The following is a 25,594-nucleotide window of genomic DNA, read 5'->3' on the forward strand; positions in this document are numbered from 1 at the left end:
ATGAGCTCTATTTTGCTAATTCCATAAAAGTATCTTCAATGGTTGCTTCTGTTACTTTAATTTCTATATCTAACAGATTTTTCGATTCTAAAAACTTCTTTAATTCTGTTGGATTAAAATCAGTTCTACTGTCTGTATAATGCACAAACTCTCCGAAAGGGTAGACGCTATGGTTGTATTCATAGGTTTTTAAACTATTAATAAGCAGATACATGTTGCTTGCTCTTACATTATAAATCTGCTTAGGAAAGTGTTTTACAATTGCTTCTGGTGTATCAATCTGCAAAATTTTGCCATCTTTAATCAAGGCAATTCTGTCACACAAAGCAGCTTCATCCATATAAGGTGTGGACACCAAAATGGTAATGTCTTTTTTTTGCAAGCGCTTTAGCATTTCCCAAAATTCTTTTCTAGAAACGGGGTCAACACCAGTGGTTGGTTCGTCTAAAAACAACACTTTTGGTTTATGAATTAAAGCACAACACAAAGCTAGTTTTTGTTTCATTCCACCAGACAATTTACCTGCTCTACGATTCTTAAAAGGTGCTATTTGTACGTAAATTTCTTTTATGAGGTCGTAGTTTTCTTCAATAGTTGTTCCGAAAATGGTAGCGAAAAAATTCAGATTTTCTTCTACGGTTAAATCTTGGTACAGTGAAAACTTCCCTGGCATGTATCCTACATTATTTCGAATCTTTTTGTAATCTGTAACAACATCAAACCCTGCAACTGTAGCATTGCCTTCATTTGCAATTAAAAGCGTTGTTAAAATTCGGAACAAAGTTGTTTTTCCTGCACCATCCGGTCCGATGAGTCCAAAAAGTTCTGCTGGTTTTACTTCAAAGGAAATATCCTCTAAAGCATTTACCTTTTTATAAGATTTTGATATGTTAGCAACAGTAATGCCCATTTATTCGAAGTAGTTAGTATATTCATTTACATTCTTTACAATACTTTGTTTTAATTTAGAAGCATCTTCTAAAGTTTTAGCTTCAGAAAGAGCTTCAATTTTTCCCATTAAAGGCAAAAGCCAAACATGTAGGTTATCATGAGAAGCGCCTTTCATTGTGCAATTTTTTAGGACAAAATCTTTATCATCACTCAGCTGTTTTGCTAATGCATAATAGTCTTCTAAAGTATTGGTTGTTTGTGTTTCAATGCTTTTTTCCATTTGCTGTACACCATCATTAGTTGCTGTATTGGCTTTCCATTTACTGCCATTATTGGTTTTAATTTCTTTTATCCAAGAATTGTCAGATAGGTTTTTAATTTCTTCCTTTTGATGTATTTCGGTTGTTTCAATACCATCTTTTTCTATTGTTTTTTCTTTGTTATTGCGGTCTTTACAGCTTACGAAAGCCAATAGGCTTATTGCTAAAATTACATGTTTCATTGTCTCTAATTTATTTAATTGTTCGTGTTTTATTAGTCAAGCCAAAGTTCTGCGGGCATTCCTATTTTTAGAACTCCATCATTGGTCACATTTATTTTCACTGCGTATACTAAAGCAACGCGTTCTTCTTTGGTTTGAATAATTTTAGGTGTAAATTCTGCTTCTGAAGCAATCCAGCTAACCTTACCAGTGTAAGATTTCATAGCATCAGCAGCATCAATTTTAACCATAACTTCTTGTCCGATTTTAATACTGGCTAATTGTGTTTCGCTAACATACACGCGCAGTTGCATGGTGTTTAAATTTGCTATTTTATAAAGAGGTTTTCCAAAAGCAGTAATTTCATTTGGCTCTGCATATTTTGTTAAAACGGTTCCTCTTAACGGATTTATGATTTTACTTTTCTGTATTTGATCGTCAATTTGTTTTAGTTGAACATCCATAGATTTCAGTTCATTTACAACGGGTGCATTTTGAATTTCTACACTTCTAATTTGACTTTTTATAACATTCATTTCTCCTGTAACATCATCTAGCTGTTTTTGTGTACCAGCATTATCTTTTATTAGATTTTCAGTTCGTGTTTTGTTTATTTTTGCTGATTTTAACTTCGCTTTTAGCACATTAATTTGAGACAAAACACCTCTAGATTTAGAACTAATTACAGCTTTAGAAATAACTAATTGCTCACGTTTTAAAGACAACGGAATCGTGTCTATATAACCTATAAATTGATTTGCTTCCAATTGATCACCTTCATGAACAGCAAACTGTATTAGTTTTCCGTTATTTTCTGCGGAAATAGTTATTTCTGTAGCTTCAAAATTGCCGTAACCATCTGCTTTTCCATTTTCGTTGTTGCAAGAAAACAACAGTGTAGCTGCGATGCTTAAACTTACTATATAGGTGTGTTTTTTCATGTTTTGTATTTTAGTTTCCACTGATTATCATTTGATTGTATTTCCTGTCTTTAAATTACATCAGCCAAATCCGCGAAATTTTATTTTTAGTGTCCTTTAATGATATTGTAATTAGCCTTCGCTAGTTGTAACTCAATTTTATGTTGTATTAATGTGTTTTCATCTTCGTATAAATTAGTGAGCTCTGTAATATAAGCAGAGGAAGTAATCACGCCATTTTTAAGCTGTGAATCTGCCATTTTTAGAACTTCTTGTCTAAGGTTAATAATCTCCGTATCAGACGCAATGATTGTGGTCATTCTATCAATATTTTTTTGTTCCTTATTTAATTCGATTTTTGTGTTCAGTTTAAAAATTTCGGTTTCGTTATCTACAATATCCTTATGAATAGCGATTGATTTACGTTGTTTTTTATTGGAATTCCAGTCAAAAACATTCCATTTTAATTGAACACCTAAGGTGTAAAAAGGTTGAAAAGAATTGTCTAACATATTCAAACCAGGGTTGCCATAACCTCCTGTTGCAAAACCTAATAATTTAGGAGCATTTTGCTTAGATATTAAATTTTCTGAATTTTCAATTTCTTCTTTTTTAAGTTGAAATAACGCTAGTTCTGGTCTTGTTAATGCTGTTTGAAATTGCGTTTCTATTAGCGGGTTTTTAAACAAAGTACTCGGGTTTAAAGGTTTGTTTATTAGACTAGATAATGTTTCTATTAATGTTTGTTTATTACTTTCTAATGCGTAAAATTGTTGCCTAATTTTTAATAATTCGGCTTCTAGAATTTTATCTGAAGCAGGTAAAATAAGGCCATACTTTATGCCAGAAGTAACCTCTTTAAGTTTTGCTTCTAGTTGTATTTTTTTAGCATTTAATAACAAATTAGATTCCTGAGACAGTAAAATAGAAAAATAAAGTTGATTGATTTGTTGCTTTAATTGATGCAAACTAACTTCTATTTGTTTTTGTTTGGTTTTCAACTGTGCAGCTTTAACTTTTAATGAAGCATTGGTTATGCCGCCATTATAAATGAATTGATTTACAGAAAGTGTTGCTCTATATTGGTCTTTATTTAAAGACTCTAAGTTTGCATTTGCAATTGGTATTTCTATAACTTCGGATTGATAGTTTGCTTGTGCAGCTAAATTAATTTGTGGCAATTTTAATGTAGAGATAACTTCTAAATCTAGTTTATTCTGTGCTTCTAAAAGTTGTTTTTGCTTAGCTAACGGAAAATTTTCTGTTACCAAAAGATAACATTTTTCTAAGCTGATACTTTGCTGAGAAAAACCCGAAAGGGATGTTAGTATTGTTAAAAAAAATAAGAACTGTTTCATTTTTATGAGGTCTTTATAGCATTAATAATAAAATCTGCTACCGCTGTTTTACGCTGGTTAACAAATGTTTTATAGTTATTTTCGTCTTTGTTTGTAATGGCTTTTATTAATGGTTTTCCTAAAAAAGGAAATATGTTTAACGCCAATATATTTACAAATAATTGATCTGCATCTATTGGTTTTATGGTACCGAGTTTGATTTCTTCTGCCACCTTTTCTTTGAATTTTTTAAGATTAGGAAATCCTGCATTTTCTTTTAGCTTTTTAATAAAATCTTCATTTCTATTCAGTTCTTGTATAATGAATTTTGGTAAATAAGGATGTTTCATCATAAATGAAGTATAGTCTACTGTAAAGTTTTTTATTTTATCTTCAATAGAAGAATCATCATTTAAAATGGTGTTCAATTGAGGGGCTAGTAATGAAAATGCATTTTTAAATACAGCCTCAAAAAGCAATTGCTTACTTCTATAATAATAATGCAGCATTGCTTTATTTATACCTGCTTTATCAGCAATTTCTTGCATACGAGAACCATCCATTCCTTTTGTTTGGAATATATTTTTAGCCGCATTTAATATTTGTTCTTCTGTATTTTTGTCTTTTGTTTTTGTCATTCTAACTATATAGTTTAACCACTTGGTTAACAAAGGTACATTTAATTTTGCAAGTGCTTGCTAAAAATCTGATTGAAACAATTTTTTTAATAAGAAAGTAGACAAAAGGTGTTTGATAATCAATAGGTAGTACAAGATTGGTCCTTAAAACTATATAAAATAGTTTTAAGAATTTTAAAGGTGCTATTTCTAAAATACTGTTTTATTTACAGGTGAAACGAGTACGTATCTGCCACCAAAAAACACAGAAAATAGCAGTAGGGAAACTTTAAAAATGGCATCCGCTTTTTCCTTTTTTAAAATTACAAATCAAACTGTAACTTTTATGAGCAGTAAGCTAAAAGGAGCATGAAATTATCGCTGTTTTAGATAAGATAGCTCGTTAAATCAATTGATACTATTTTAAGAATTAGACGGTAAAGTGAATTTTTAGCGCAGTATACTATAAAAAAAAATAGGGTGTTTTTTTGCGAAATTTCCCCATAAAAGGGTACTACATGCAATTGCAAGTACTAATTAGTGTAAAACCTAAGGGGAAAAAGTTTTTTGAATAATGTAATTTGGTTTTATGCTTGTAAGGTGTTTTTAATTTCATAAATTTGACTATAAATCCTTAAAAATATGCTCGCAGCAATATATAACAGCGTTATTTTACAATTACCAATAGGTACGCCAAACCCAGACGATAACAAACCGTTAGATTTTACAGATCCATTTGAGGTGATTGTAATTATCATTATGCCCATCTTAGCTTTTTTATTTTATATCATTTGGAGAAAGAAGCGAAAGAATAGGAAATAATTTTTGCTACATAAAGGTTACGATACGTAAAGTATCTTCATCGCTTTATTAAAGCAAAGGCGCTAAAACAGTCCAAACATTTTTAGCCAATATTTGATGCCCTTCTTTTGTTGGATGAATGCCATCCGATTGATTTAAACCTGCCATACCACCAACATTTTCTAATAGAAAGGGAATCAAAAATAAATCGTTTTTTTGAGCCAATGCAGGAAATATATTTTTAAATTCCGAGGTATAATCCTGTCCCATATTAGGCGGAATTTGCATGCCTGCTAAAACAATTTTTGTAGTAGGATACTTGTTTTTAACTGCAGTTATAATAGCTTGTAAGTTTTCTTTTGTTTGTTTTAAAGGAACACCTCTTAAACCATCATTTGCGCCCAATTCTAAAACAAAAATGCTTGGTTCTTCATTTAAAACCCAATCGATTCTATTTTTTCCACCCGAAGTAGTTTCTCCACTTACACCAGAATTAACAATGCGATAATTCAATTGCAAAGAGTCTATTTTATGTTGAATAATTCCAGGAAATGCATCGGTAACATCGTTTAAACCGTAACCAGCAGTTAAACTATCCCCAAAAAAAACAATTCTTTTAGAACGTGTATCTTCAGGCTGCTTAATTTCAGTTTTAGGTGTTGTGGTTTCTATAGTTGTTGCTTTTTTAGGAACATCAGATTTGCAGGCGCACAAGAATATCAGCAAAGAAAAATAACAAAATTTTAAGAAAATATTTCGAGTTCTATTGTTGGTATGTTTCAGTAATTGGTTATTTTTAAACATCAGCTTATTTTAGATAAAAATTAAAAAAGAAGAATGTCAAATATATTAAAGATTAATGATTTAGAGAAAACGTATACTAGTGGATCTAAAAAATTAACAGTAATTAGTACTATTTCTTTCGAAGTAGAAAAAGGAAGTGTTTTTTCAATTGTAGGTCCATCTGGAAGTGGTAAAACTACGTTGTTAGGTTTGTGTGCAGGTTTAGATTATCCAAGTTCAGGAACCGTTGAATTATGCGGAACGCCTCTGCAAGATTTAAATGAAGACGAACGTGCGGCATTGCGAAACAAAGAAGTAGGTTTTATTTTTCAGAATTTTCAACTGCTCCCTACATTAACGGCTTTAGAAAACGTCATTGTACCTTTAGAATTACAAGGCGAAAAAAATGCCGCTACATTTGGTATCGCTTTGTTGGAAAAGGTAGGGTTAGCAGATCGTTTGCACCATTATCCGTCTCAATTATCTGGTGGAGAACAACAACGCGTGGCATTGGCAAGAGCTTTTTCTAACAAACCGTCTATTTTATTTGCCGATGAACCTACCGGGAATTTAGATGAAGAAACAGGCGAAAAGGTGATTCAATTACTTTTTGAATTGAATAAAGAAGCCGGTACCACTTTGGTGATTATTACACATGATTTAGATTTGGCCAACAGAACACAACAAATTTTACGCTTAAAAGGAGGAAAGATTACTTCAAACGAAAAAACCAACACTATTTAATGCGTACAATTAAATCTAAAGCGAATTTACAGTGGCTTTTAAAAATGGCTTGGAGAGACGGAAAAGCAAGTCTTTCTAGATTAATGCTTTTTATGGCATCTATTATATTAGGAATTGCAGCGGTGGTTTCCATTCAATTATTTAGTGATAATTTAAAACAGAATATACAACTGCAATCGAAAGCCTTAATGGGCGCCGATTTTTTGATTGATAGCAAACAAATTCCCTCTAAAAAAGTACAAGCAATTATAGATTCCTTAGGAGCAAGTGCCTCTGAAGTCAATTTTGTTTCTATGGCTGCTTTCCCAAAAAATAACGGCACCAAATTAGTAAAAGTACGAGCGATTGAAGGAGCATTCCCTTTTTACGGAAATTTGGCAACAGACCCAGTAGCTGCTGGTGAAAATTATCAAGAATTAGGTGGTGCATTGGTAGATGCGACCTTGTTATTACAATACAATCTAAATCCTGGCGATTCCATAAAATTAGGCAAACTTACAATTCCTATTCTAGGCGCTTTAAAATCAATTCCGGGTAGTACAGCGATTTCCTCTTCTATAGCACCAACTGTTCTAATTCCTTATCGTTTTTTAGAAGAAACAGCATTGTTGCAAGTTGGCAGTAGAAAAGAATACCAATACTTTTTTGAAGCTCCAGCAATGGATTTAGAAAGATTAGATAAAAAAATAGCTCCTATTCTTAAAGCGGAAAATGCAGATTTAGATACCCATACAAGTACAAGTCAACGTTTGGGAAGAAGATACGATAATGTGAGTCGGTTTTTAAATTTAGTTGCTTTTATTGCGCTTTTATTAGGATGCATTGGTATAGCAAGTTCTGTACATATTTATATTAAAGAAAAACTAAAAATCGTAGCTGTTTTAAAATGTTTAGGAGCTTCTAGAAAACAAACCTTTTTAATTTATTTGTTTCAAATTTTAAGCATCGGACTTATAGGAGGTATACTTGGTGCTGCTATAGGAATTGTTTTACAATATGGATTTCCTTATATTTTACAAGATTTTTTACCCTTTAATGTGGCCATATCAATTTCTATTTGGCCTATAATTATGGGGATTTCATTAGGTGTATTAATGTCTATTTTGTTTGCATTACTGCCATTATTAGGCACTTGGTATATATCGCCATTAGAAGTTTTAAGAGGTGCTGAAGACAATTTACAAAAACCTAAAATAGCACGAATTGCAGTAGGGTTTTTAATACTACTTTTTATCTTTTTGTTTTCTTTTTGGATTCTAAAAGATGCCCTAAATGGCCTGTTTTTTACGCTCGGTATTTTCATCATATTTGCTATTATGGGGGGGGTAGCCAATGCATTCATCAAACTAATTAAAAAATACTTTCCCAGTTCTTGGGGATATACCCAACGCCAAAGTTTATTAAACTTATTTCGCCCCAACAACCAAACCTTGGTACTTGTTTTGGCCATTGGTTTCGGTACTTTTTTAATTAGTACGTTGTATTTTACCAAAGATATTTTACTTGCTAAAACAACGATCGAAAATAAAAAAAGTGATGCCAATATCATTTTAATGGATGTACAAAGCATCCAAGAAACCGCGCTTTTAGAAACCTTTAAAAGCAAAGGCTTAGAAGTGATTGACAACATACCAATCATTACCATGCGCATGCAAAGCATTCGAGGTGAATCGGTCAATGAGATTCGCAAAGACACCACGGTTAAAATGCGTAAGTGGATTTTAAATAGAGAATTTAGAGTTACGTATAGAAATGCTTTATCTGCGACAGAAGAGATTGTAGCCGGTGAGTTTACAGGAAAAAGACTCCAAGGAGTACCTATTTATATCTCTATTGCAGACAATATTGCGAGAGATGCAAATTTAAATGTAGGAGACGCCGTTGTTTTTAACGTTCAAGGAGTGTTGATGGAAACGATTGTGGGGAGTATTCGAAAAGTAGATTGGAGCAGTATGAAAGTCAATTTTTCAATTTTATTTCCAACCGGAGTCTTAGAAAATGCGCCAAAATTTAATGTGATGACCACACAGGTGCCTAACAAAGAAAGTTCAGCAGCCTTACAAAGAGATTTGGTGCAACAATTTCCGAATGTGACCATTTTAGATTTAAGGCAAGTATTTACGCTAGTGGAAGGTATTTTAGATAAAATCTCATGGATTATCAATTTTATGGCATTTTTTAGCATTTTAACAGGTTTTATTGTGCTGATAGGTTCTGTGAGAAATAGCAAATACCAACGAATTAAAGAAAGTGTCTTATTAAGAACACTCGGAGCAAAAAGCAAACAAATTTTAAAAATTACAGCCTTAGAATATGTCTATTTAGGAATCTTAGGAAGTTTAACTGGTATTTTATTGTCTTTAATTGGGAGTCAGTTATTAGCCACCTTTTTATTCAAAGAACCTTTTATACCCGCTGTAATTCCTTTTCTGGTCTTTTTACCTGGTGTTACTTTTTTAGTAGTACTTATTGGTGTCAGCAATTTGAAATCGGTTTTAAGAAGTCCGCCTTTAGAGGTGTTGAGAAAAGAGGTGTAGTTTTATTTATTTATAGATTGCCCTGTGGATTCCCAAAATAAGGATTTAATACGTCTACAATCGGACTTAAAAAACCAATGAGGGTTTTAAATTTTTGACGTTGTTCTTCCTGTTTTGCGGTAGCTGTGTAATTACCACGCTTTAGTAAACTACGCATTACATTTTCACCTCTCCATCTAGCACCTACTACGTTGCCTACTTTGCCAGAAAACCCGCCAAGTATGCCTTTTTCAAATGTTGCCATAATTATTTTTTTTTATGATTAATAGATTCCAAATCTAAAGTCTAAAACTAAGATAACCAAACACCTGAAACCTTCTGACACGTATTGACACAAACTGACAGGTTGTAAACGGTGCTGACCTCTAATTACATGTGATGACACAAAAACAACTTTTTTAAGGGGTTTTGTTCGGGCTTGGCTCGAGATTTGTTCGGAGACTGCAAGACTGTATTTTTTAAAAATGGACTTTTTGGGGAGGAAAGGTGAGGGAGAGTCGTGCGTAGGGTAGTGGGTTGTTGTTGTTGTTGTTGTTGTTGTTGTTGTTGTTGTTGTTGTTGTTGTTGTTGTTGTTGTTGTTGTTGTTGTTGTTGTTGTTGTTGTTGTTGTTGTTGTTGTTGCAAGGAGGTACAACGTGGCAACCTAATGCAAAGAATGGAAGATAAGAGTGGCTACACAATGAAGTAGGATGTAATAATGGACAGCTTGCTTCGTGCCTCCTTTAGATTAGCAAAGTCTAATTATATCATTTAATTGCTATATTATACAGCATTAAAGAATTTCATTTCTTTAATAAAAAAGAATGGAGTGAACTTATCGTCCCTCTAGAATTATTAGCTCTATTTTGCGTATTAGTCTCCATTCTTTTCATTTTCGATTACAAAGGACCAAATAGAATTTCAGTTTCGACCTTTTAAAGGTTTTAGTCAACGTAATCATTTTTACTAACACAAAACAAAATTATAAAATTAAACAAACAATTGGTATTGACATTAGTAAATTAACTTTTGATGTTCGTATTCACAGTAACCGGCTTTATCAAGTATTTGAGAATAATCCTAAAGGCTTTAAAAGACTTATTAAATGGGTAGAAAAAAACAATCCTATTTCTAAAGAGCAAACTTTATTTGTTTTAGAACACACTGGTATCTATTCTGAACAAATTTCTTTATTTTTTGATGAAAATGATTTTTATTTTGCATTAATTCCAGGATTAGAGATAAAGAAATCGTTAGGAATATCCAGAGGAAAAGATGATAAAGTAGATGCTACAAAAATTGCGTTGTATGGCTATCATTAAGAGACGAAATAAAACCCTATAAACTGCCATCAAAAAGTATTAATCAATTGAAACGCCTACTAACATTAAGAGAAAGATTGGTTAAACAAAGAGCTGGTCATAAATCAACACTTAAAGAGCAAAAAAGAATTTATACTAGAAAAGAAAATCAACTTCTTTTAGAAACTCAAGAAAGAATGATAAAATACCTTACCAAACAAATTAAGACTATTGAAGCTGAAATGAAAGAAATTATTAAATCAAACCAGCAACTAAAACAACAGTATAAATTAATTATTAGTATTAAAGGTGTAGGAAACCAGACAGCTTTATTTATGATTGTAACAACCAACGGATTTACAAAATTTGCATCTTGGAGAAAATTTGCTTCTTATTGTGGTATTGCTCCTTTCCCTAACACCTCTGGAACAAGTATCAGAGGAAGAACTAAAGTGAGCAATCTTGCTAATAAAAAACTCAAAAGCCTTTTTGATATGTGCGCAAAATCAGCAATACAAAATAATCCTGAAATGAAAATATACTATAATCGTAGAGTTGATCAAGGAAAAAATAAAATGAGTACAATTAACATCATTAGAAATAAGTTATTATCACGTATTTTTGCAACTATTAAAAGACAAACTCCCTATGTAAATGTTTTAAAATATGCTGCATAAATAATAGAAAATATATTTGGTATAGTCATAGAATACGCAATGACGGATTCTTAAAACCTACTATTCGACTGAAAAATAAAGTTGAAAAAAAACATACTTTTTTTAGGACATATATGAAAACTTTGTATATTCGCAATCGTTAAAAAAAACAATGCATTACGAAAGTAATTTGCATGTTCATTGAAACAATAAATAAAAGGGGAGATACTCAAGCGGCCAACGAGGACGGACTGTAACTCCGTTGACTACGTCTTCGCAGGTTCGAATCCTGCTCTCCCCACAATTTACCCTTTCTGCACTCTAAAATGAATTAAATTTCTTCGTTAATTCTAACGATCTGATATCCTTATTAAATATCGCATAAAAGTGCTATTCTGATAATTTTTATTGATGGATTTCTTTGCTGGGAAAGCTTTACACCATACGAATCTGCTTTATTTTTTTTATAACAAGTACAGCATTCTGAAGGAATTTTATAGATTGGGTCTTGGTACTGTAAGAATGAATAATTAAATTTTAAAAGATTTTTGTAAACTACGAACAGATTGCTTCGTTCCTCGAAATGACGCGGTTAATCTCTAGTATTGTGTATAAAAATCGTTAAAAAAGGCTGTAGAGAAAATATAATATAAATGTACTATAATGTTCTGCGTTATGTTACTTTGCTTTGGTAAAAAGCTTTTTACAATACCAATCTTCTTTTATTTTTTCTTCTCAAACCTTACTTCTAAAAACTTTCTTTTAAAATTTAATGGAATATGCTTTTTACGAAATGACAATAGGAGAGAAGTGGAAATGTGTGTGGAAAGGAAAAATAAAACGAATTATATGCTGGCCATAGTATCCAATTTTTACATTAGGTTGTATTAAAAAACACATTAAAGTTAGCTCTCAAATTTCTCCAATAAAAACTTATCTGCTTCATAAAATGTTTTACAAACGATTTAAATTTTGTTTTAAATATGTTTTGCATTAACAATCGCATATAATTTACTAAAAACACAAAATAACAGAATCCTTTACGGTAATAATTATTGTATATGAATATATATATAGATTTGTGGCATAAACATGAATTTAAATAATTACAAATGGTAAAAATAGTATATGTAGGATTTGGAATTGTATCACAAGGATTAGCTGAAATTATCTTAAGAAATAATTCGGTATTACCGCTGGCTAAAAATTTAGAAATACAAACGGTAGGTATTTTAGATATCATGAAAGGCAGTCTGATCGATGCGAATGGAATAGATATGCAGAAAGTGCTTACAAATGCCAATAACGCTGATTATAGTTTGTTATCAGAGAATATACTTGACATTCCTAAAGCGATACAAGAAATTAATGCAGATATCATCATTGAGGCTAGCTTCACAGATATTAAAACAGGGCAGCCAGCAATATCTCATATAGAAACTGCACTAAATTCAGGTAAGCATGTTGTCACTACTAATAAAGGTCCTTTTGCTATAGGGTATGAACACATCTTTAATTTGGCTAAACTAAAGGGAAAAACGTTAGCAATTGAAGGAACTGTAATGAGTGGTACCCCTATTATAAATGTTTTAAACAATGGTCTTTTAGGTTCAAGTATTACTGCTGTAAGTGGTATTATGAACGGAACATCTAATTATATTTTATCTAAAATGGAATTAGGAATGTCTTATAATGATGCACTTTCACAGGCACAAAAACTAGGATATGCAGAGGCAGATCCTACAAGTGATGTTGAAGGATTAGACACGTTGGCTAAAGTAATGATTTTGGCAAATGTTGTTTTTGATGTGCAATTAATTCAAGAAGATATTGCCGTAAAGGGAATCTCTAAAATTACACTTTCAGATGTAAAAGAAGCAGCATCAAATAATAAAAGATGGAAACTAATTGGAAGCGTTTGGAAGGATGATAAAAGTATTGTCCATGGTTCAGTTTGCCCTAAACTGATACCAATGAATGATTCATTATATGGTATTTTAGGTGCTACGAATGCTTTAAAAATCACCTCTAATATTTTAGGAGATACTACAATAGTTGGCACTGGAGCTGGGAAAATTGAAACTGGTTTTGCTTTGTACAATGATATTATATCAATAGTTAAAGGTTAAAAATTAAAACATGGTAATAGATAAAAAAAATACAAGTACCGTACCTGTTTATAATAGTTATACAGGAGATAAAATCGGAACTGTCCCGCAATCAACGGAACAAGATGTAAAGAATGCCCTTGATGTAGCAAAAATAGGAGAGGCAATTGGTAAAAAAATGCCAGCTTCAAAAAGAATGGCAATTCTTAGAAAAGCCGTAACCCTAATGGAGCGAGAATTTGATGCATTATCGAATCTCATTGCAACAGAAGGAATAAAAACAATAGTTCAGGCAAGAAAAGAAGTTACTAGAGCTTTAAATACCATGCAACTTTCTGCAGAGGAAGCAGGAAGAATAATTGGAGCCACCATTCCGTTTAACGCTGTTTCTGGTTCAGAAGACAGAGTGGGGTACGAAGTAAAAGTACCCATTGGTATTGTTGTTGCCATTACCCCTTTTAACGATCCTTTAAACTTAATTTGTCACAAGCTAGGACCAGCAATTGCTGCAGGAAATCCGGTGATATTAAAACCAAGTGATTATACGCCTTTAGTAGCCATTAAGTTTGGAGAAATTCTTTATGAAGCTGGCTTACCAAAAGAAATGTTAAGTATCATTACAGGTTCTCCAGAATACTTTGGTGATGCGCTCATTAGCGATGATCGCATAAGATTGATAAGTTTTACGGGGGGAGTAGCAGCAGCAAAGGTTATCCAAAGAAAAGCAGGACTAAAAAAAATAGTGATGGAATTGGGTTCTAATTCCCCTGTAATCGTTTTGTCTGATGCTGATGTTAAAGACGCTGTTCAATCTTGTGTTTCAGGAGCATTTTTTGCAAGTGGACAAAATTGTGTGGGTGTAAAACGAATTTTTGTAGAAGAAACTATATACGATTCATTTTTAACTCATTTTTCTCAAGTAACGGCTACTTTAAAAATGGGTTCACCTTTGTCTGAAGATATAGATATTGCACCAATTATTAGTAAAGAATCAATTAATCAGATTGAGCTGTTTGTTGCCGAAAGCATAAATCATGGAGCAAAAATAATTAGTGGAGGAAAAACAATTGGAAATTGTTATGTGCCAACCATTTTGGAGGCTGACTGTAATAATGATATCGCCAATTGCAAAGAAGTTTTTGGACCTGTAGTAACGATTTCAAAAATAAAAAACTTAGATGAAGCGATCGCATGCTGTAATAAATCTCCTTTTGGTTTGCATACCGCAATTTTTACGAATGATATTAATCATGCACATAAAGCAATTAACGAACTAGAGTGCGCTGGTGTAATGATTAACGATTCTACAGATTATAGAATAGATGCGATGCCTTTTGGCGGCGTTAAAAGCAGCGGGATAGGCAGAGAAGGCCTAAAATCTGCTATTGAAGCGATGTCTGAAACCAAAGTTGTTTGTTTCAAGTTAAAAATATAAATATCATTTATTTTTTCAATTAGCAAGTATAGAGGAGAAGATCTAATCAATATTTTAATTAGAATTTCTCCTTTATTCATGATCCAAATAAATAGGAAATAATGGGTTTTGTGAAAAATCATAAATCAAAGAAGTTTCTAAACTTTTGACGTAGTCTTTTGTAACATGATCCATTACAAAATCCCTTAAATGATTTTTATCTCTTACTGCAATGTAAAGCAGAAAATCAATTTGACCTGCTAAATGGTAAATATTTACAACTTCAGGTAACAAAGACATTGCATTTTTAAAATGATCAACTTGATCTTTTGTGTTTTTGGTTAATTTTATGGCAACCATTGCTTCTATATTCGTACCAAGTTTAGAAGAATCAACAATAGCGTGAAACCCGAAGAATATTTTTTTTCGCTGTAATTTACGCATCCTTTCAGAACAGGTAGACTCTGCAATACCAACTTCTGCAGCAATTTGCTTATTAGATAATCTCGCATTCTTTTGTAAGAGTCTAATTATTTGTTCGTCAGTTTTATCTAATTCGTTATTTGCGGAGTTTTTCCGAATAGTATCCATTTTTATAATGTTTTATTGTTTATCCTAATGTTTAAGTATAATAATACAAAATTATATTTAATTAATGTAATTATGGGAAAACAATAAGATAATGGAACGTAATATTTTAGGCTATCCAAATACAATTATCTAGTAGAAAATTGTATTTAGATACAAAACTAAACTATAATCTTGCTTTAAATAGTATTTATCTAAAAATGTCTCCCAGACATTTTCTTAACGCTAAATGGCTTAAAATAGAAAGAGACGAACCGTAATTGTTTCCAAGATTATATGTAAGTCTTGATTTTTTTGTTTAGCTCACGCGTTTATATTTTTTAGTGTTCGTAAATCTCCTAAAAAGTCGATTTCTTTTTTCATAAAGGAAAAAAAGAAAATATTAAAAGGTTTAATAGTTACAATGTTTGATTCCTATTTTACATAATGTTAAAAGTACTAAACAAAAATAGAGAATTATAGCTATCAAACAAATCTAGAAGTTAAATTAGCCGTAATTTCTTTTAACATAATATCTGCCGATATAGACCTAAAGGCACTATATCTGATATTATGTGTAAATAGCCGTAAAAACGGCTATACAGAAATTACTTTATAAATGTACTATAATTTATATTATGTTAAATAGAAAATCACAAAGCACAATAGTTACATGCTTTGAGTATAATAATTATAATCTTTTAAGACAACATCTATAAATTTAATATCGCTTTTATGCACCGATTTAATCTCGGTTACTTCTAGTATTTTAGAACGAAGTTTGATTAAAGTTTTATAATCGTTAAATTTCTTAGCAGACTGAAATGTGTTTTTAATAATACGAGCATCATTGTCTGACAAGCGAATCACATTCGGGTACGTTGGAATGTATTTGCTTGAGATATTCTCTAAGATGGTTTCAGAAAACTGAACTTCGTCTTTTAAAGAAATTACAATAGTATTTGCTATGATGTCTCCAAAACGCTGACTCTTATTTGTGAAAATAATTAATAACAGACCAATTAGTTTTCCGCCTAAAAAAGCCAATCCTAATAAGAAATCTTCATTATCTAAACCCACAGAATAAATATAAACCCCTAATAAAATAAACAAATTAAAATCTACAATACGTAAAAACCAACGCATTACATAATCTGTAATGCTAGGTTTAAATCCGTCTTCATTTATAACTTTAATCTTTAAAAGTTTTTTACCTAATGTTTGTCCGTCTAATAAAATTTCTGAATACAAAGAGTAAAAAGTAACCGGAATTAAAACTAAAATACCCACAGCTTGTATGGTCCAATTATCGCCAGAAAAAAGACGTTCTACTGCTTGAAAATCAAATACATAATACACAAAGTACAAGTATGCAAATTTAAGAACATTGTCTAGTGTAAAAGCTAACAAACGCTGACCAACATTGGCTACCGTAAAATTAATATTTACATTTTGTGCTGTTTTTATTTGGAGTGTTTTCATGCAATGGTTAAATTCGCTCTTAATGAGAGAGGTCGCTTTTATAAAGCAAAATAAAGAAAAATGGCTTGAATTTGAACAAGTAAATTCAAATAAAAATAAAAAAAGTCCAGACGACATAGCCAACCTGCATATAAAAATCATGAATGATTTGGTATATGCACAAACCTATTACCCTAAAAGTAAAGTGACTACCTATCTAAATAAGCTTGCTAAAAGTAGTTTTGATAAGGTATATCACGCCAAAAGAAGAGATCAAAATATTTTATTATATTTCTTTTTTGACAAAGTACCACTCCTCGCCTATCAATATAAAAAATACATTTATTTGTCTTTTATATTCTTCTTTATCTGCTTTTTCATTGGGTTATTATCAACTTTTAATGATGAGACTTTTGCAAGACAAATTTTAGGAAACGAATATGTAGATCTTACTTTAGAGAATATAGAAAGTGGCGATGCCATGGCTATTTACAAAGGAGGTAGCAATTGGGGAACCTTTATTGGTATTTATAACAACAACCAAAGAGTGGGCTTAAACATGTTTCTTTCGGGCTTATTCTTAGGAATTGGAACGGGGTATTATGTGGTGGTAAACGGAATTATGGTGGCCGTTTTTCAAGCTTTTTTCTATCAGCAAAATAGTTTTTTCGACAGTTTAAAAGGAATCTGGATTCACGGAACTTACGAAATTTTCGGAATTATTATTGAAGCAGCTACGGGGTATATTATTGGCGCAAGTATTTTATTCCCAGGAACTTTAAAACGTTTCGAATCTTTTAAAAAAGGGGTTAGAGATGCTTTTTATATCTTTATTAGCACCATTCCGTTTACCATAGCGGCAGCTTTTTTAGAAGGATATGTAACCAGATACTCGAACAAAATGCCTACAATTGTAAGCTTCGCAATTATACTATTTAGTTTAGCGTCTATTAGTTATTACTATTTAATCTTGCCTTTTAAAGTGGCTCGAAAACACCAGTTGCGCTCATGAGAAAACTCCTTGTACTTTTTATCATGGCTCAATTCTCTTTTATTACAAATGCACAAGAGCACCTTTTAGACAGTATTGCTGTGGTAAAAGACACTACAAAATATGTAAAAACAATTGATTATACGGCTAAAAGGTCTTTTCAAGAAGCGATCAAATTAAGATACACCGATAAAGAATTTGTATATACAGAAGAAGAAATCCCTGAAGAAAATGAAGCCTCTTCTACAGATTTGAGTTTTCTAAGAGCTTTTGCTTCTTTCATGCAGGCTATTTTTCCATTTTTATTAGGTGGCTTTGTCGTGTTTATTATTTTAAAATTGGTTTTAGGTTCTGAAATTGGCTTTTGGAACTTCAAAAAAGGAAAGAAGAAAGTTGCAGAAAAACTAGTGTATGAAGATGAAGATATTCACGAAGTAGATTTAGAAGCATTGTTAGCACAAGCAATTTTAGAGCAGAACTTTAGGTTGGCAGTTCGTTATAACTATCTGTCTGTTTTAAAGGAATTATCAAACAAAAAATTGATTGATTATCATAAAGATAAAACAAATACCGCCTATACATATGAGTTAGAACAAGGAACTATTAGAGAAGAGTTCTCTTATCTTTCTTATGTGTACACATATGTTTGGTATGGCGATTTCCCTATTGATAGCAACGATTTTAATAAAATTAAAGAGAAGTACTCATCATTTAAAACCAAGGTAAAGAAATGAGAAAACTTCAGCACTTATTAAAAACTCTTTTTATTCTATCGATTGTTGTTTTTACAAGTTGTACAAAAACAGATTGGAAAGAAAATTATAGCGAAAAAGAGAAAAGTCCGTTTGGTAATTATATTATTTCTAACGAAGCGGCAACACTTTTTAAAGATCAGAAAATAATCAAATTAAAAGAAAATCTCTACGATTACTTATTATTTAAAAGTGATACGGTTAGTACTAAGTTTAGCAATTATATTCTTATTAAAAATGCCGCTTATAAACAAACTGCAGCAGGTACAACGGCTCTTTTAGACTATGTGAAACAAGGGAATTCGGCATTTATAGCCTTAAATTTCTTCAAAGAAAATTTTAAAGAACAGTTAGAGTTTACGACCAATAATCTCGATACAGAAGTTTTTGACGTAGCTGCTCTAAGGAAATTGAAAGGGACATTTTATTTAAAACACAAAGATTTTAGTGATCAACCCTATAATTTTGAAAGAAACATCCGTAGAAATTACTTTTTAGAATACAATGAGAACAAGACTATTGTTTTGGGAACAACCAACATAGACGGAGAAGAAGTTCCTAATTTTATTAAAATACACCATGGCAAAGGGGCTTTTTATTTGCATACCAATCCGATTGTTTTTAGCAACTATTATTTGTTAAATGATCAGGAAGTATATGTAGAAAACCTACTCTCCTACCTTCCAAAACAGCCTATTCTATGGGACAATCATATAAAAACAAGTGCATATTCAGATGCTGAAGAAAAGAAACCCTCTATTTTTAAGTTCTTTCTAAAGCACAAAAGCTTAACTTGGTTTTTATTTGTTTCTCTAGTGGGTTTATTATTATTTATGCTGTTTAATGCGAGAAGAAAACAACGTGCAATACCTGTTTTAGAACCGCTAAAAAATACCACGGTTGCTTTTACACAAACCATTTCTAATTTGTATTTAAGTGAAGCCGATCATAAAAATCTAGTAGATAAAAAAATTGCTTTTTTCTTGTCGAAAGTCCGCTCAAAGTATTTAATAGATACCGCTAATTTAAATACGGATTTTATTATAAAATTAGCTGCTAAATCTGGAAATGAAATCCAAAAAACAAAATATTTAATACATACAATTATTACTTTAAATAAGAAGCTAGAATGTTCTGAAGAAGAGTTAATTGGATTGCATAAAATGATAGAAAATTTCTTAAAAAAATAACGATGGAAACACCAAATACAGACCACTTCAACAACGAACAAAATTCTGATGCTATTGCCTTTAAAAGCAGAATAGATCTTGCTGAATTACAAGAAAATGTCTTCAAAATTAAAGCACAATTAAAAAAGGTAATTGTGGGGCAAAAAGACCTGTTAGATTTGTTAATTGTGGCGTTACTTTCAGACGGTCATGTTTTAATTGAAGGCGTTCCTGGAGTGGCAAAAACCATTACTGCTAAACTATTATCAAAAACCATTGCGGCAGCATTTAGTAGAATTCAGTTTACGCCAGATTTAATGCCTTCAGATATTTTAGGAACTTCGGTTTATAACTTGCAAACGTCTGAATTTGAGTTTAAAAAAGGACCTATTTTTTCCAACATGATTCTAATTGATGAAATTAACAGAGCGCCAGCAAAAACACAAGCGGCTTTGTTTGAAGTAATGGAGGAAAAACAAGTCACAATAGATGGTAAAACCTATAAAATGGACGAACCTTTTATGGTTTTGGCGACTCAGAATCCGATTGAGCAAGAAGGAACATATCGTTTGCCAGAAGCACAATTAGATCGTTTTTTATTCAAAATAAATGTAGAGTATCCGAATGCTGAAGAAGAATATGAAATTATATTTAGAGAACAGGGGTTAAAAAACACAACGAAATCAAGTAAAATTGAAACGGTTATTTCTGCGGCTAAAATTATGGAGTTTAGAAATTTAGTAAATCAGATTGCTATTGAAGAAAACCTCTTAAAATACATTGCAAATATTGTTGTAAACACGCGTTCTAACTCATTTCTATACTTAGGTGCTTCACCAAGGGCAAGTATTGCTATTTTAAACGCTTCAAAAGCTTTTGCAGCAATTGAAGGTCGTGATTTTGTAACCCCAGAAGATATTAAAAAAGCAACAATTCCTGTTTTACAACACCGAGTTATTGTAACGCCAGAAAGAGAAATGGAAGGTTTAGGAAGCAAACAAATTATAGCGCAAATTATTGAAGCTGTTGAAATTCCGAGATAAACGCACATCATTCCGAAGAACTAAATAATTATTATAATAAACAGATTGTCAGAGAAAGTGATAAAAAATCTTTGCAATGACGTCAATTTCAACATAAAACATTTAAACAAGTACACAACATTTGAAACATTTCTACAACACCCTTTTTCTAAACAATCGTTTTTTCTACTTTTTAGGAACGGTTTCCGTTTTGTTTGTAGTTGGTTTTTTTGTTCCTATCTTTTTTGAGGTTTCTAAAGTGTTGTTATTCATCCTTTCAGTATTATTTTTTGTGGATGTATTTCTTTTGTACAATACCAAAAAAGGGATTTCTTTAGAACGCATTTTGCCAGAAAGATTCTCGAACGGAGACTTGAATAAGGTAACCTTAAAAATAAAGAACAACTATAAGTTTACCAATCATGTATCCATTATTGAAGAAGTCCCTTTTCAATTTCAAAAGAGAGATTTTATTTTTCCTTTGCTGATAGCATCCAAAGAAGAAAAAATACTTTTTTACGATTTAAAACCATCTGAAAGAGGTGTTTATAATTTTGGTAACAGCAACATTTATGTGAGTTCCCCGCTGCAATTAGTGACTAAAAAATATATTTTAGCAGAAGAAAAAGAATTAAAATGCTATCCTTCTTTTTTAAGATTAAGAGAATTCGATTTTAAGGCTTTTACCAATGATGCCATTTCTTACGGAACGAAAAAGGTTCGTAGAATTGGCCATTCTTTAGAGTTTGAGCAGATTAAAGAATACGTTTCTGGTGACGACATTAGAACGTTAAATTGGAAAGCGACTGCGAAGAGAAACCAATTAATGGTGAATCAATATGTAGAAGAAAAATCGCAACCTGTTTATAATATTATAGACAAAGGGCGTGCAATGCAAATGCAATTTAATGAATTAAGTTTGCTAGATTATGCTATAAATGCAACGTTGGCAATTAGTAACATTATTCTTAGAAAACAAGACAAAGCAGGAATGTTGTCTTTTTCTAAGAGTTTAGAAGATTGGATTGTTGCTGAAAAAAGAAACTCGCAAATGAGTTTAATTTCTGAAGCTTTACACAACTTGAAAACAGATTTTTCAGAGTCAGATTTTAGTACCTTATACTCAGTTATTAAAAGAAAAATTACACACAGAAGTTTGCTAATTATCTACACAAATTTCGAAACGATGGATGGTTTGAACAGGCAACTCTCCTACTTGCGTGCGTTGGCTAAAAACCATTTAGTTTTGGTTGTTTTCTTTAAAAACACCGAGTTACAGTCTTTGATAAATACAGAAGCAGAAAATGTTCAAGAGGTGTACGACAGTATCATTGCTGAAAAATTTATGTACGAAAAGATAAGTATTGTGAATGAATTAAAGAAATACGGAATTCAATCTGTGTTAACTTCTCCTGAAAATTTAACGGGAGATACGCTTCATAAATATTTAGAATTAAAGTCTAGAGGATTGTTTTAGTTTTACATATTTTAGCAAAAAAAAAGATAAATTATGGATTGGTATCTACTCGTTTTAAGGAATTATTTTAAGTTTTCTGGTAGAGCAAGAAGGAAAGAATATTGGATGTTTCAGTTATTTCATTTATTATTTTCAGGACTCTTATTATTTCTTTTTTTCTATACGAATAATAACATGAATTCTTACGAAGAAAGCTTTGCAGATGGAACTACAAGCTTTTTATTTCTTCAAGTTTTGGGGCTGTATTCTTTGGGTACTTTAATTCCTATATTGGCAGTGAGTTCAAGAAGAATGCACGATTTAGGAAAAAGTGGTGCTTGGTTTTTTATAAACTTAATACCCTATATTGGTGGTTTTTGGTTCCTAGTTTTAACATGTATGGACGGAGAAAGTAAAACAAATCAATACGGAGAGAATCCAAAAGGAAAAGGAAGTGACAGAGAAATAGAATTTATAGGAAAAGAATAAGTGTAACTATTAATAAATAAAAAAAATGAATTGGTATTTAAAAGTATTAAAGCAGTACTCAGATTTTAAAGGAAGAGCAAGAAGAAAAGAATATTGGATGTTTGTTCTTTTTAACATTATTTTCTCTATTCTTCTAGTTTTTTTAGACAAAGCGCTAGGAACAACATACGGAGAATTTAATGAAGATGGATATTTTGAATCTTTCTATAGTTTAGCCGTTCTATTACCATATATAGCTGTTACTGCAAGAAGAATGCATGATGTTGGTAAAAGTGGTTGGTATATGTTAATTCCTATTTATAATTTAATTTTATTATGCACAGATAGTGATAATGGAGAAAATAAATGGGGTGAAAATCCAAAAGGAATTGGTAACAATGCAGAAATAGATGCCATAGGAAAAGCATAAAACTTCTTTTTTAGAATACTAAAAAGGACTGCAATTTGCAGTCCTTTTTTTTGGTTAAAAATTATGAAAACCCAAATAGATATCAATCTTAAAAAACTACTTTTGCAGCATGAAGATTAAGCAAAAAACAGAACTAGAATTTATTATTGTAATGGCTTCTTTAATGTCTTTAGTAGCACTCTCTATAGACGCATTATTACCTGCAATTGCAGATATTGGTTTGTCTATAAATGTGACACATCCACGGGATAATCAGTTATTAATTACTATGATTTTTTTAGGTTTGGGTTTCGGACAATTAATTTCTGGACCTTTGTCTGATAGTTTTGGGAGAAAGCCTGTTATTTACGTAGGTTTTGTTGTTTTTGCGATGGCAAGTTTAGTTTGTGTGTTTGCTACTAGTTTAGAGATGATGATTGTTGGTAGAATCTTACAAGGAGTTGGTCTTTCTGCTCCAAGAACCATTAGTATAGCAATGGTTAGAGACCGTTTTAGTGGTAATTATATGGCTAAAGTAATGTCTTTTGTAGTGGTTATTTTTATTTTGGTACCCGTAGTTGCACCAGCAATAGGAAAGATTATGTTAGATTTATATGGCTGGAAGTCTATTTTTTATAGTCAGTTATTTTTTGGGTTATTTGTAATGATTTGGCTTTGGAAAAGACAACCAGAAACGTTACCGCTAGAGAAGAGAAAGAAGTTTAAATTCTCTCTTTTTGTAGGTGGAGTAAAAGAATTTATAAAACATAAGAATGCTATAATTTTCACTTTATTTTCTGGTTTTATTACAGGTTCTTTTATGGTGTATTTAAGTGCAAGTCAACTAATATTCGAGCAACAGTATGACTTAAAAGAAGAGTTTCCGTTTATTTTTGCAGGTCTTGCAATTGGTATTGGTTTGGCAACTTTTTTAAACGGAACCTTAGTTGTAAAACTAGGAATGTTTAAACTCGTAAATGTTTTTGCTATTGTTTTTACGCTTGTTCCTTTGGTATATATTTTTTTATATTCAGGAGAAAGCAACCCTAGTATTTATGTGTTAATTGCCTTTTTTTGGATGCAATTTTTTGCAATCGGATTTTTATTTGGGAATACAAGAGCGCTAGCAATGGAGCCAATTGGGCATATTGCTGGTATTGGAGCCGCAATTAATGGATTTGTTTCTACAATTATGGCGGTACCTATTGCAACTTATATTGGTGGTTTTATAGAAAAAACGGCTTTACCCTTATTTATTGGTTTCTTTGTTTGTGGACTCTTAGCTTTAGCTCTCATTCAATATTTGAATATTTCAAACAAAAGGAAAGCAATCTAAAAAACGTGGACTTTATTTAGAAGTCTTTTTTAATTCTTTCCAATCTCCATTGTAAGAAATATTTGATCTGTGACTGCTGTTTACGTTCAAATTACTTTTATTATTCGCATAAAGTGTCAGCATTATTTCATAGTTTTCATCTTTAGCCTGTACAGAATATGCTATGATATAAGCTCCTTTTCTTTCATTGTATACTTTTGAAGTTTCGCTGGCTTTACCTTCAAATTTAATTCCGCTGCCAGAAGTATATCCTGTAGACATTTGTTGCTCGCCATAATAAGGCAAATCAATATGAATGCTATCGTTTTTTATTCGAAAGAAATTAGCATTTCCTATGAGATTGATATTGTTAGCAGAACTTCCTGGAGGCAATAATTTATTGAAACCTCTCACATTACTTAAACCGGTTGGTTGTGCCCAATTAAAAGTAGCTTCGATATTTTTTGACGCTACTGTTCCTATTAAATTATTTATTTCCGTTGAAGTAAAAGTGTTCTTAGCACTTGCACAGCTCATGAAAATCACTAAAATACTTAAAATGGCTATTCTCATCATTTAATAATTAACTGATTAGTAGTGATCTAAATATACAAAAATCACATTAAAAAACTTTTAAAAATATTATAAATTAAGTAGTATTTTTGAAATCTAAAATATAAAATACCGATGAAAGTTGTTTTTGAAGATGAATACCTCTTGTGCGTAAGCAAACCAAATAATATGTTGGTGCATCATGCGCACCATTCTAGAAATGTATCCGAAGAAACTTCTCTTTTACAATGGATTCAAGAAGAAAAAGGCATCAAAGTATATCCTATTCATCGATTAGATAGAAAAACTTCAGGAATTATTTTACTCGCGAAAGAAACCGCGTTTGTTTCTAAATTTCAAGAATTATTTACAAATAATGAAATTGAAAAAACGTATTACGGTGTTGTAAGAGGCTTTTCACCAGCAACCAAAACGATAGATTCTCCTGTAAAAGGACGCGATGCAAATGTGCATAAAGAAGCTTTAACGTATTTTAAAACACTAGCGCAAGTGACCTTAGATGTCCCAGTAAAACCGTATGATTCTTCTCGCTACAGTTTGGTAGAATTAAAACCAAAAACAGGTAGAATGCATCAATTAAGAGTACATACAAATAAAATTAGCCACCCTTTAATTGGCGATGCAAAATATGGTGATAAAAACCATGATGTTATGTTTGATGAAAATTTTGGTTGGAAAAATATGTTTTTGCACGCAGGAAAGTTAGCATTCAAACACCCTTTTTCAGGTGAAGAATTAATTCTAAAAGCTCCTTATCCCAAAGATTGGATCGCGATGTTTAAGGAATTTTCATGGGAGAATCCGCTGGCATAGTTACAAGTTTATTGTGTACTAGAAAAAAA

General features: G+C 31.5%; 27 protein-coding genes and 1 tRNA gene. 17 read left to right on the top strand and 11 right to left on the bottom strand.

Annotated elements, in window-relative coordinates:
• Nucleotides 1-7: 7 nt before the first annotated feature.
• The 5 genes from ES045_RS04165 to ES045_RS04185 form a co-directional block, all read right to left on the bottom strand.
• On the bottom strand, nucleotides 8-910 hold the full coding sequence (locus ES045_RS04165) for an ABC transporter ATP-binding protein (protein ID WP_147112862.1): 903 nt from the start codon (nucleotides 908-910) through the stop codon (nucleotides 8-10).
• Nucleotides 911-1,393 carry a hypothetical protein gene (locus tag ES045_RS04170; RefSeq protein WP_147112865.1) on the bottom strand — a complete coding sequence of 161 codons (483 nt, stop codon included), beginning with the start codon at nucleotides 1,391-1,393 and terminating at the stop codon, nucleotides 911-913.
• A 32-nt stretch (nucleotides 1,394-1,425) separates the two neighbouring features.
• Entirely contained in the window at nucleotides 1,426-2,313 is an 888-nt protein-coding gene (locus ES045_RS04175) for an HlyD family secretion protein (RefSeq protein WP_147112868.1), read from the bottom strand.
• 86 nt (nucleotides 2,314-2,399) lie between these two features.
• Complete coding sequence (locus ES045_RS04180) at nucleotides 2,400-3,650, bottom strand: TolC family protein (protein ID WP_147112870.1); 1,251 nt, start codon at nucleotides 3,648-3,650, stop codon at nucleotides 2,400-2,402.
• A 2-nt stretch (nucleotides 3,651-3,652) separates the two neighbouring features.
• Entirely contained in the window at nucleotides 3,653-4,267 is a 615-nt protein-coding gene (locus ES045_RS04185; protein WP_147112873.1) for a TetR/AcrR family transcriptional regulator, read from the bottom strand.
• A gap of 621 nt (nucleotides 4,268-4,888) precedes the next feature.
• On the opposite strand from ES045_RS04185, the gene ES045_RS04190 reads away from it, so the two are divergent.
• Nucleotides 4,889-5,068, top strand: a complete 180-nt coding sequence (locus tag ES045_RS04190) for an adenylosuccinate synthetase (RefSeq protein ID WP_147112876.1) — start codon at nucleotides 4,889-4,891, stop codon at nucleotides 5,066-5,068.
• Nucleotides 5,069-5,116: 48 nt separating this feature from the next.
• Here ES045_RS04190 and ES045_RS04195 read toward each other — a convergent pair whose 3' ends face one another.
• The gene (locus tag ES045_RS04195) at nucleotides 5,117-5,761 is read right to left on the bottom strand and encodes an arylesterase (RefSeq protein WP_223267178.1); all 645 of its coding nucleotides are present in this window, start codon (nucleotides 5,759-5,761) and stop codon (nucleotides 5,117-5,119) included.
• A gap of 123 nt (nucleotides 5,762-5,884) precedes the next feature.
• Between ES045_RS04195 and ES045_RS04200 the strand changes: the two genes are divergently transcribed.
• Both ES045_RS04200 and ES045_RS04205 read left to right on the top strand, forming a co-directional pair.
• A complete protein-coding gene (locus ES045_RS04200) occupies nucleotides 5,885-6,574 on the top strand; it encodes an ABC transporter ATP-binding protein (protein ID WP_147112882.1) in 690 nt (229 codons plus the stop codon).
• Between the two features lie 44 nt (nucleotides 6,575-6,618).
• Nucleotides 6,619-9,111, top strand: a complete 2,493-nt coding sequence (locus tag ES045_RS04205; RefSeq protein WP_147113437.1) for an ABC transporter permease — start codon at nucleotides 6,619-6,621, stop codon at nucleotides 9,109-9,111.
• 10 nt (nucleotides 9,112-9,121) lie between these two features.
• Here the strand turns inward: ES045_RS04205 and ES045_RS04210 are convergent, their stop codons facing one another.
• Nucleotides 9,122-9,355, bottom strand: coding sequence for a DUF6266 family protein (locus ES045_RS04210; protein ID WP_147112885.1), 234 nt, complete (start codon nucleotides 9,353-9,355; stop codon nucleotides 9,122-9,124).
• Nucleotides 9,356-9,480: 125 nt separating this feature from the next.
• Nucleotides 9,481-9,735, bottom strand: a complete 255-nt coding sequence (locus ES045_RS04215) for a hypothetical protein (RefSeq protein ID WP_189663024.1) — start codon at nucleotides 9,733-9,735, stop codon at nucleotides 9,481-9,483.
• 395 nt (nucleotides 9,736-10,130) lie between these two features.
• Between ES045_RS04215 and ES045_RS16560 the strand changes: the two genes are divergently transcribed.
• The 5 genes from ES045_RS16560 to ES045_RS04235 all read left to right on the top strand — a co-directional run bounded on the left by ES045_RS16560 (nucleotide 10,131) and on the right by ES045_RS04235 (nucleotide 14,590).
• Entirely contained in the window at nucleotides 10,131-10,412 is a 282-nt protein-coding gene (locus tag ES045_RS16560) for an IS110 family transposase (protein WP_262712857.1), read from the top strand.
• Between the two features lie 47 nt (nucleotides 10,413-10,459).
• Nucleotides 10,460-11,068, top strand: coding sequence for a transposase (locus ES045_RS16565; RefSeq protein WP_223267180.1), 609 nt, complete (start codon nucleotides 10,460-10,462; stop codon nucleotides 11,066-11,068).
• Between the two features lie 198 nt (nucleotides 11,069-11,266).
• Nucleotides 11,267-11,348, top strand: a tRNA-Tyr gene (locus ES045_RS04225).
• An 811-nt stretch (nucleotides 11,349-12,159) separates the two neighbouring features.
• Complete coding sequence (locus ES045_RS04230; protein WP_147112890.1) at nucleotides 12,160-13,176, top strand: homoserine dehydrogenase; 1,017 nt, start codon at nucleotides 12,160-12,162, stop codon at nucleotides 13,174-13,176.
• A gap of 10 nt (nucleotides 13,177-13,186) precedes the next feature.
• On the top strand, nucleotides 13,187-14,590 hold the full coding sequence (locus tag ES045_RS04235) for an aldehyde dehydrogenase family protein (RefSeq protein ID WP_147112893.1): 1,404 nt from the start codon (nucleotides 13,187-13,189) through the stop codon (nucleotides 14,588-14,590).
• Nucleotides 14,591-14,662: 72 nt separating this feature from the next.
• Here the strand turns inward: ES045_RS04235 and ES045_RS04240 are convergent, their stop codons facing one another.
• Together ES045_RS04240 and ES045_RS04245 are read right to left on the bottom strand one after the other, a co-directional pair.
• On the bottom strand, nucleotides 14,663-15,160 hold the full coding sequence (locus ES045_RS04240) for an Lrp/AsnC family transcriptional regulator (protein WP_147112896.1): 498 nt from the start codon (nucleotides 15,158-15,160) through the stop codon (nucleotides 14,663-14,665).
• Nucleotides 15,161-15,805: 645 nt separating this feature from the next.
• On the bottom strand, nucleotides 15,806-16,618 hold the full coding sequence (locus ES045_RS04245) for an RDD family protein (protein WP_147112899.1): 813 nt from the start codon (nucleotides 16,616-16,618) through the stop codon (nucleotides 15,806-15,808).
• 22 nt (nucleotides 16,619-16,640) lie between these two features.
• On the opposite strand from ES045_RS04245, the gene ES045_RS04250 reads away from it, so the two are divergent.
• From ES045_RS04250 to ES045_RS04285, 8 genes are all read left to right on the top strand, one after another.
• Nucleotides 16,641-17,609: a stage II sporulation protein M gene (locus tag ES045_RS04250; RefSeq protein WP_147112902.1), complete on the top strand. Its 969-nt coding sequence runs from the start codon at nucleotides 16,641-16,643 to the stop codon at nucleotides 17,607-17,609.
• A complete protein-coding gene (locus ES045_RS04255) occupies nucleotides 17,606-18,322 on the top strand; it encodes a hypothetical protein (RefSeq protein WP_147112905.1) in 717 nt (238 codons plus the stop codon). Before ES045_RS04250 ends, ES045_RS04255 begins: the two co-directional genes overlap by 4 nt.
• The gene (locus tag ES045_RS04260) at nucleotides 18,319-19,530 is read left to right on the top strand and encodes a hypothetical protein (protein ID WP_147112907.1); all 1,212 of its coding nucleotides are present in this window, start codon (nucleotides 18,319-18,321) and stop codon (nucleotides 19,528-19,530) included. Before ES045_RS04255 ends, ES045_RS04260 begins: the two co-directional genes overlap by 4 nt.
• Before the next feature lie 2 nt (nucleotides 19,531-19,532).
• On the top strand, nucleotides 19,533-20,552 hold the full coding sequence (locus ES045_RS04265; RefSeq protein WP_147112910.1) for an AAA family ATPase: 1,020 nt from the start codon (nucleotides 19,533-19,535) through the stop codon (nucleotides 20,550-20,552).
• Between the two features lie 121 nt (nucleotides 20,553-20,673).
• A complete protein-coding gene (locus ES045_RS04270) occupies nucleotides 20,674-22,008 on the top strand; it encodes a DUF58 domain-containing protein (protein ID WP_147112913.1) in 1,335 nt (444 codons plus the stop codon).
• A gap of 33 nt (nucleotides 22,009-22,041) precedes the next feature.
• Nucleotides 22,042-22,476 (top strand): DUF805 domain-containing protein, encoded by a 435-nt coding sequence (locus ES045_RS04275; RefSeq protein ID WP_147112916.1) that lies wholly within the window; start codon nucleotides 22,042-22,044, stop codon nucleotides 22,474-22,476.
• A 25-nt stretch (nucleotides 22,477-22,501) separates the two neighbouring features.
• Nucleotides 22,502-22,885, top strand: a complete 384-nt coding sequence (locus ES045_RS04280) for a DUF805 domain-containing protein (RefSeq protein WP_147112919.1) — start codon at nucleotides 22,502-22,504, stop codon at nucleotides 22,883-22,885.
• Between the two features lie 109 nt (nucleotides 22,886-22,994).
• Nucleotides 22,995-24,200 (top strand): multidrug effflux MFS transporter, encoded by a 1,206-nt coding sequence (locus tag ES045_RS04285; RefSeq protein WP_147112922.1) that lies wholly within the window; start codon nucleotides 22,995-22,997, stop codon nucleotides 24,198-24,200.
• A 12-nt stretch (nucleotides 24,201-24,212) separates the two neighbouring features.
• Here ES045_RS04285 and ES045_RS04290 read toward each other — a convergent pair whose 3' ends face one another.
• Nucleotides 24,213-24,752: a DUF4251 domain-containing protein gene (locus ES045_RS04290; RefSeq protein ID WP_189663025.1), complete on the bottom strand. Its 540-nt coding sequence runs from the start codon at nucleotides 24,750-24,752 to the stop codon at nucleotides 24,213-24,215.
• 114 nt (nucleotides 24,753-24,866) lie between these two features.
• Here ES045_RS04290 and ES045_RS04295 point away from each other — a divergent pair, with 114 nt between their 5' ends.
• Nucleotides 24,867-25,565, top strand: coding sequence for a pseudouridine synthase (locus ES045_RS04295; RefSeq protein WP_317131296.1), 699 nt, complete (start codon nucleotides 24,867-24,869; stop codon nucleotides 25,563-25,565).
• Nucleotides 25,566-25,594 lie beyond the last annotated feature (29 nt).

It is taken from the genome of Polaribacter sp. IC073, assembly GCF_007997075.1.
In the GTDB taxonomy this organism is placed as follows: Bacteria; Bacteroidota; Bacteroidia; order Flavobacteriales; family Flavobacteriaceae; genus Polaribacter.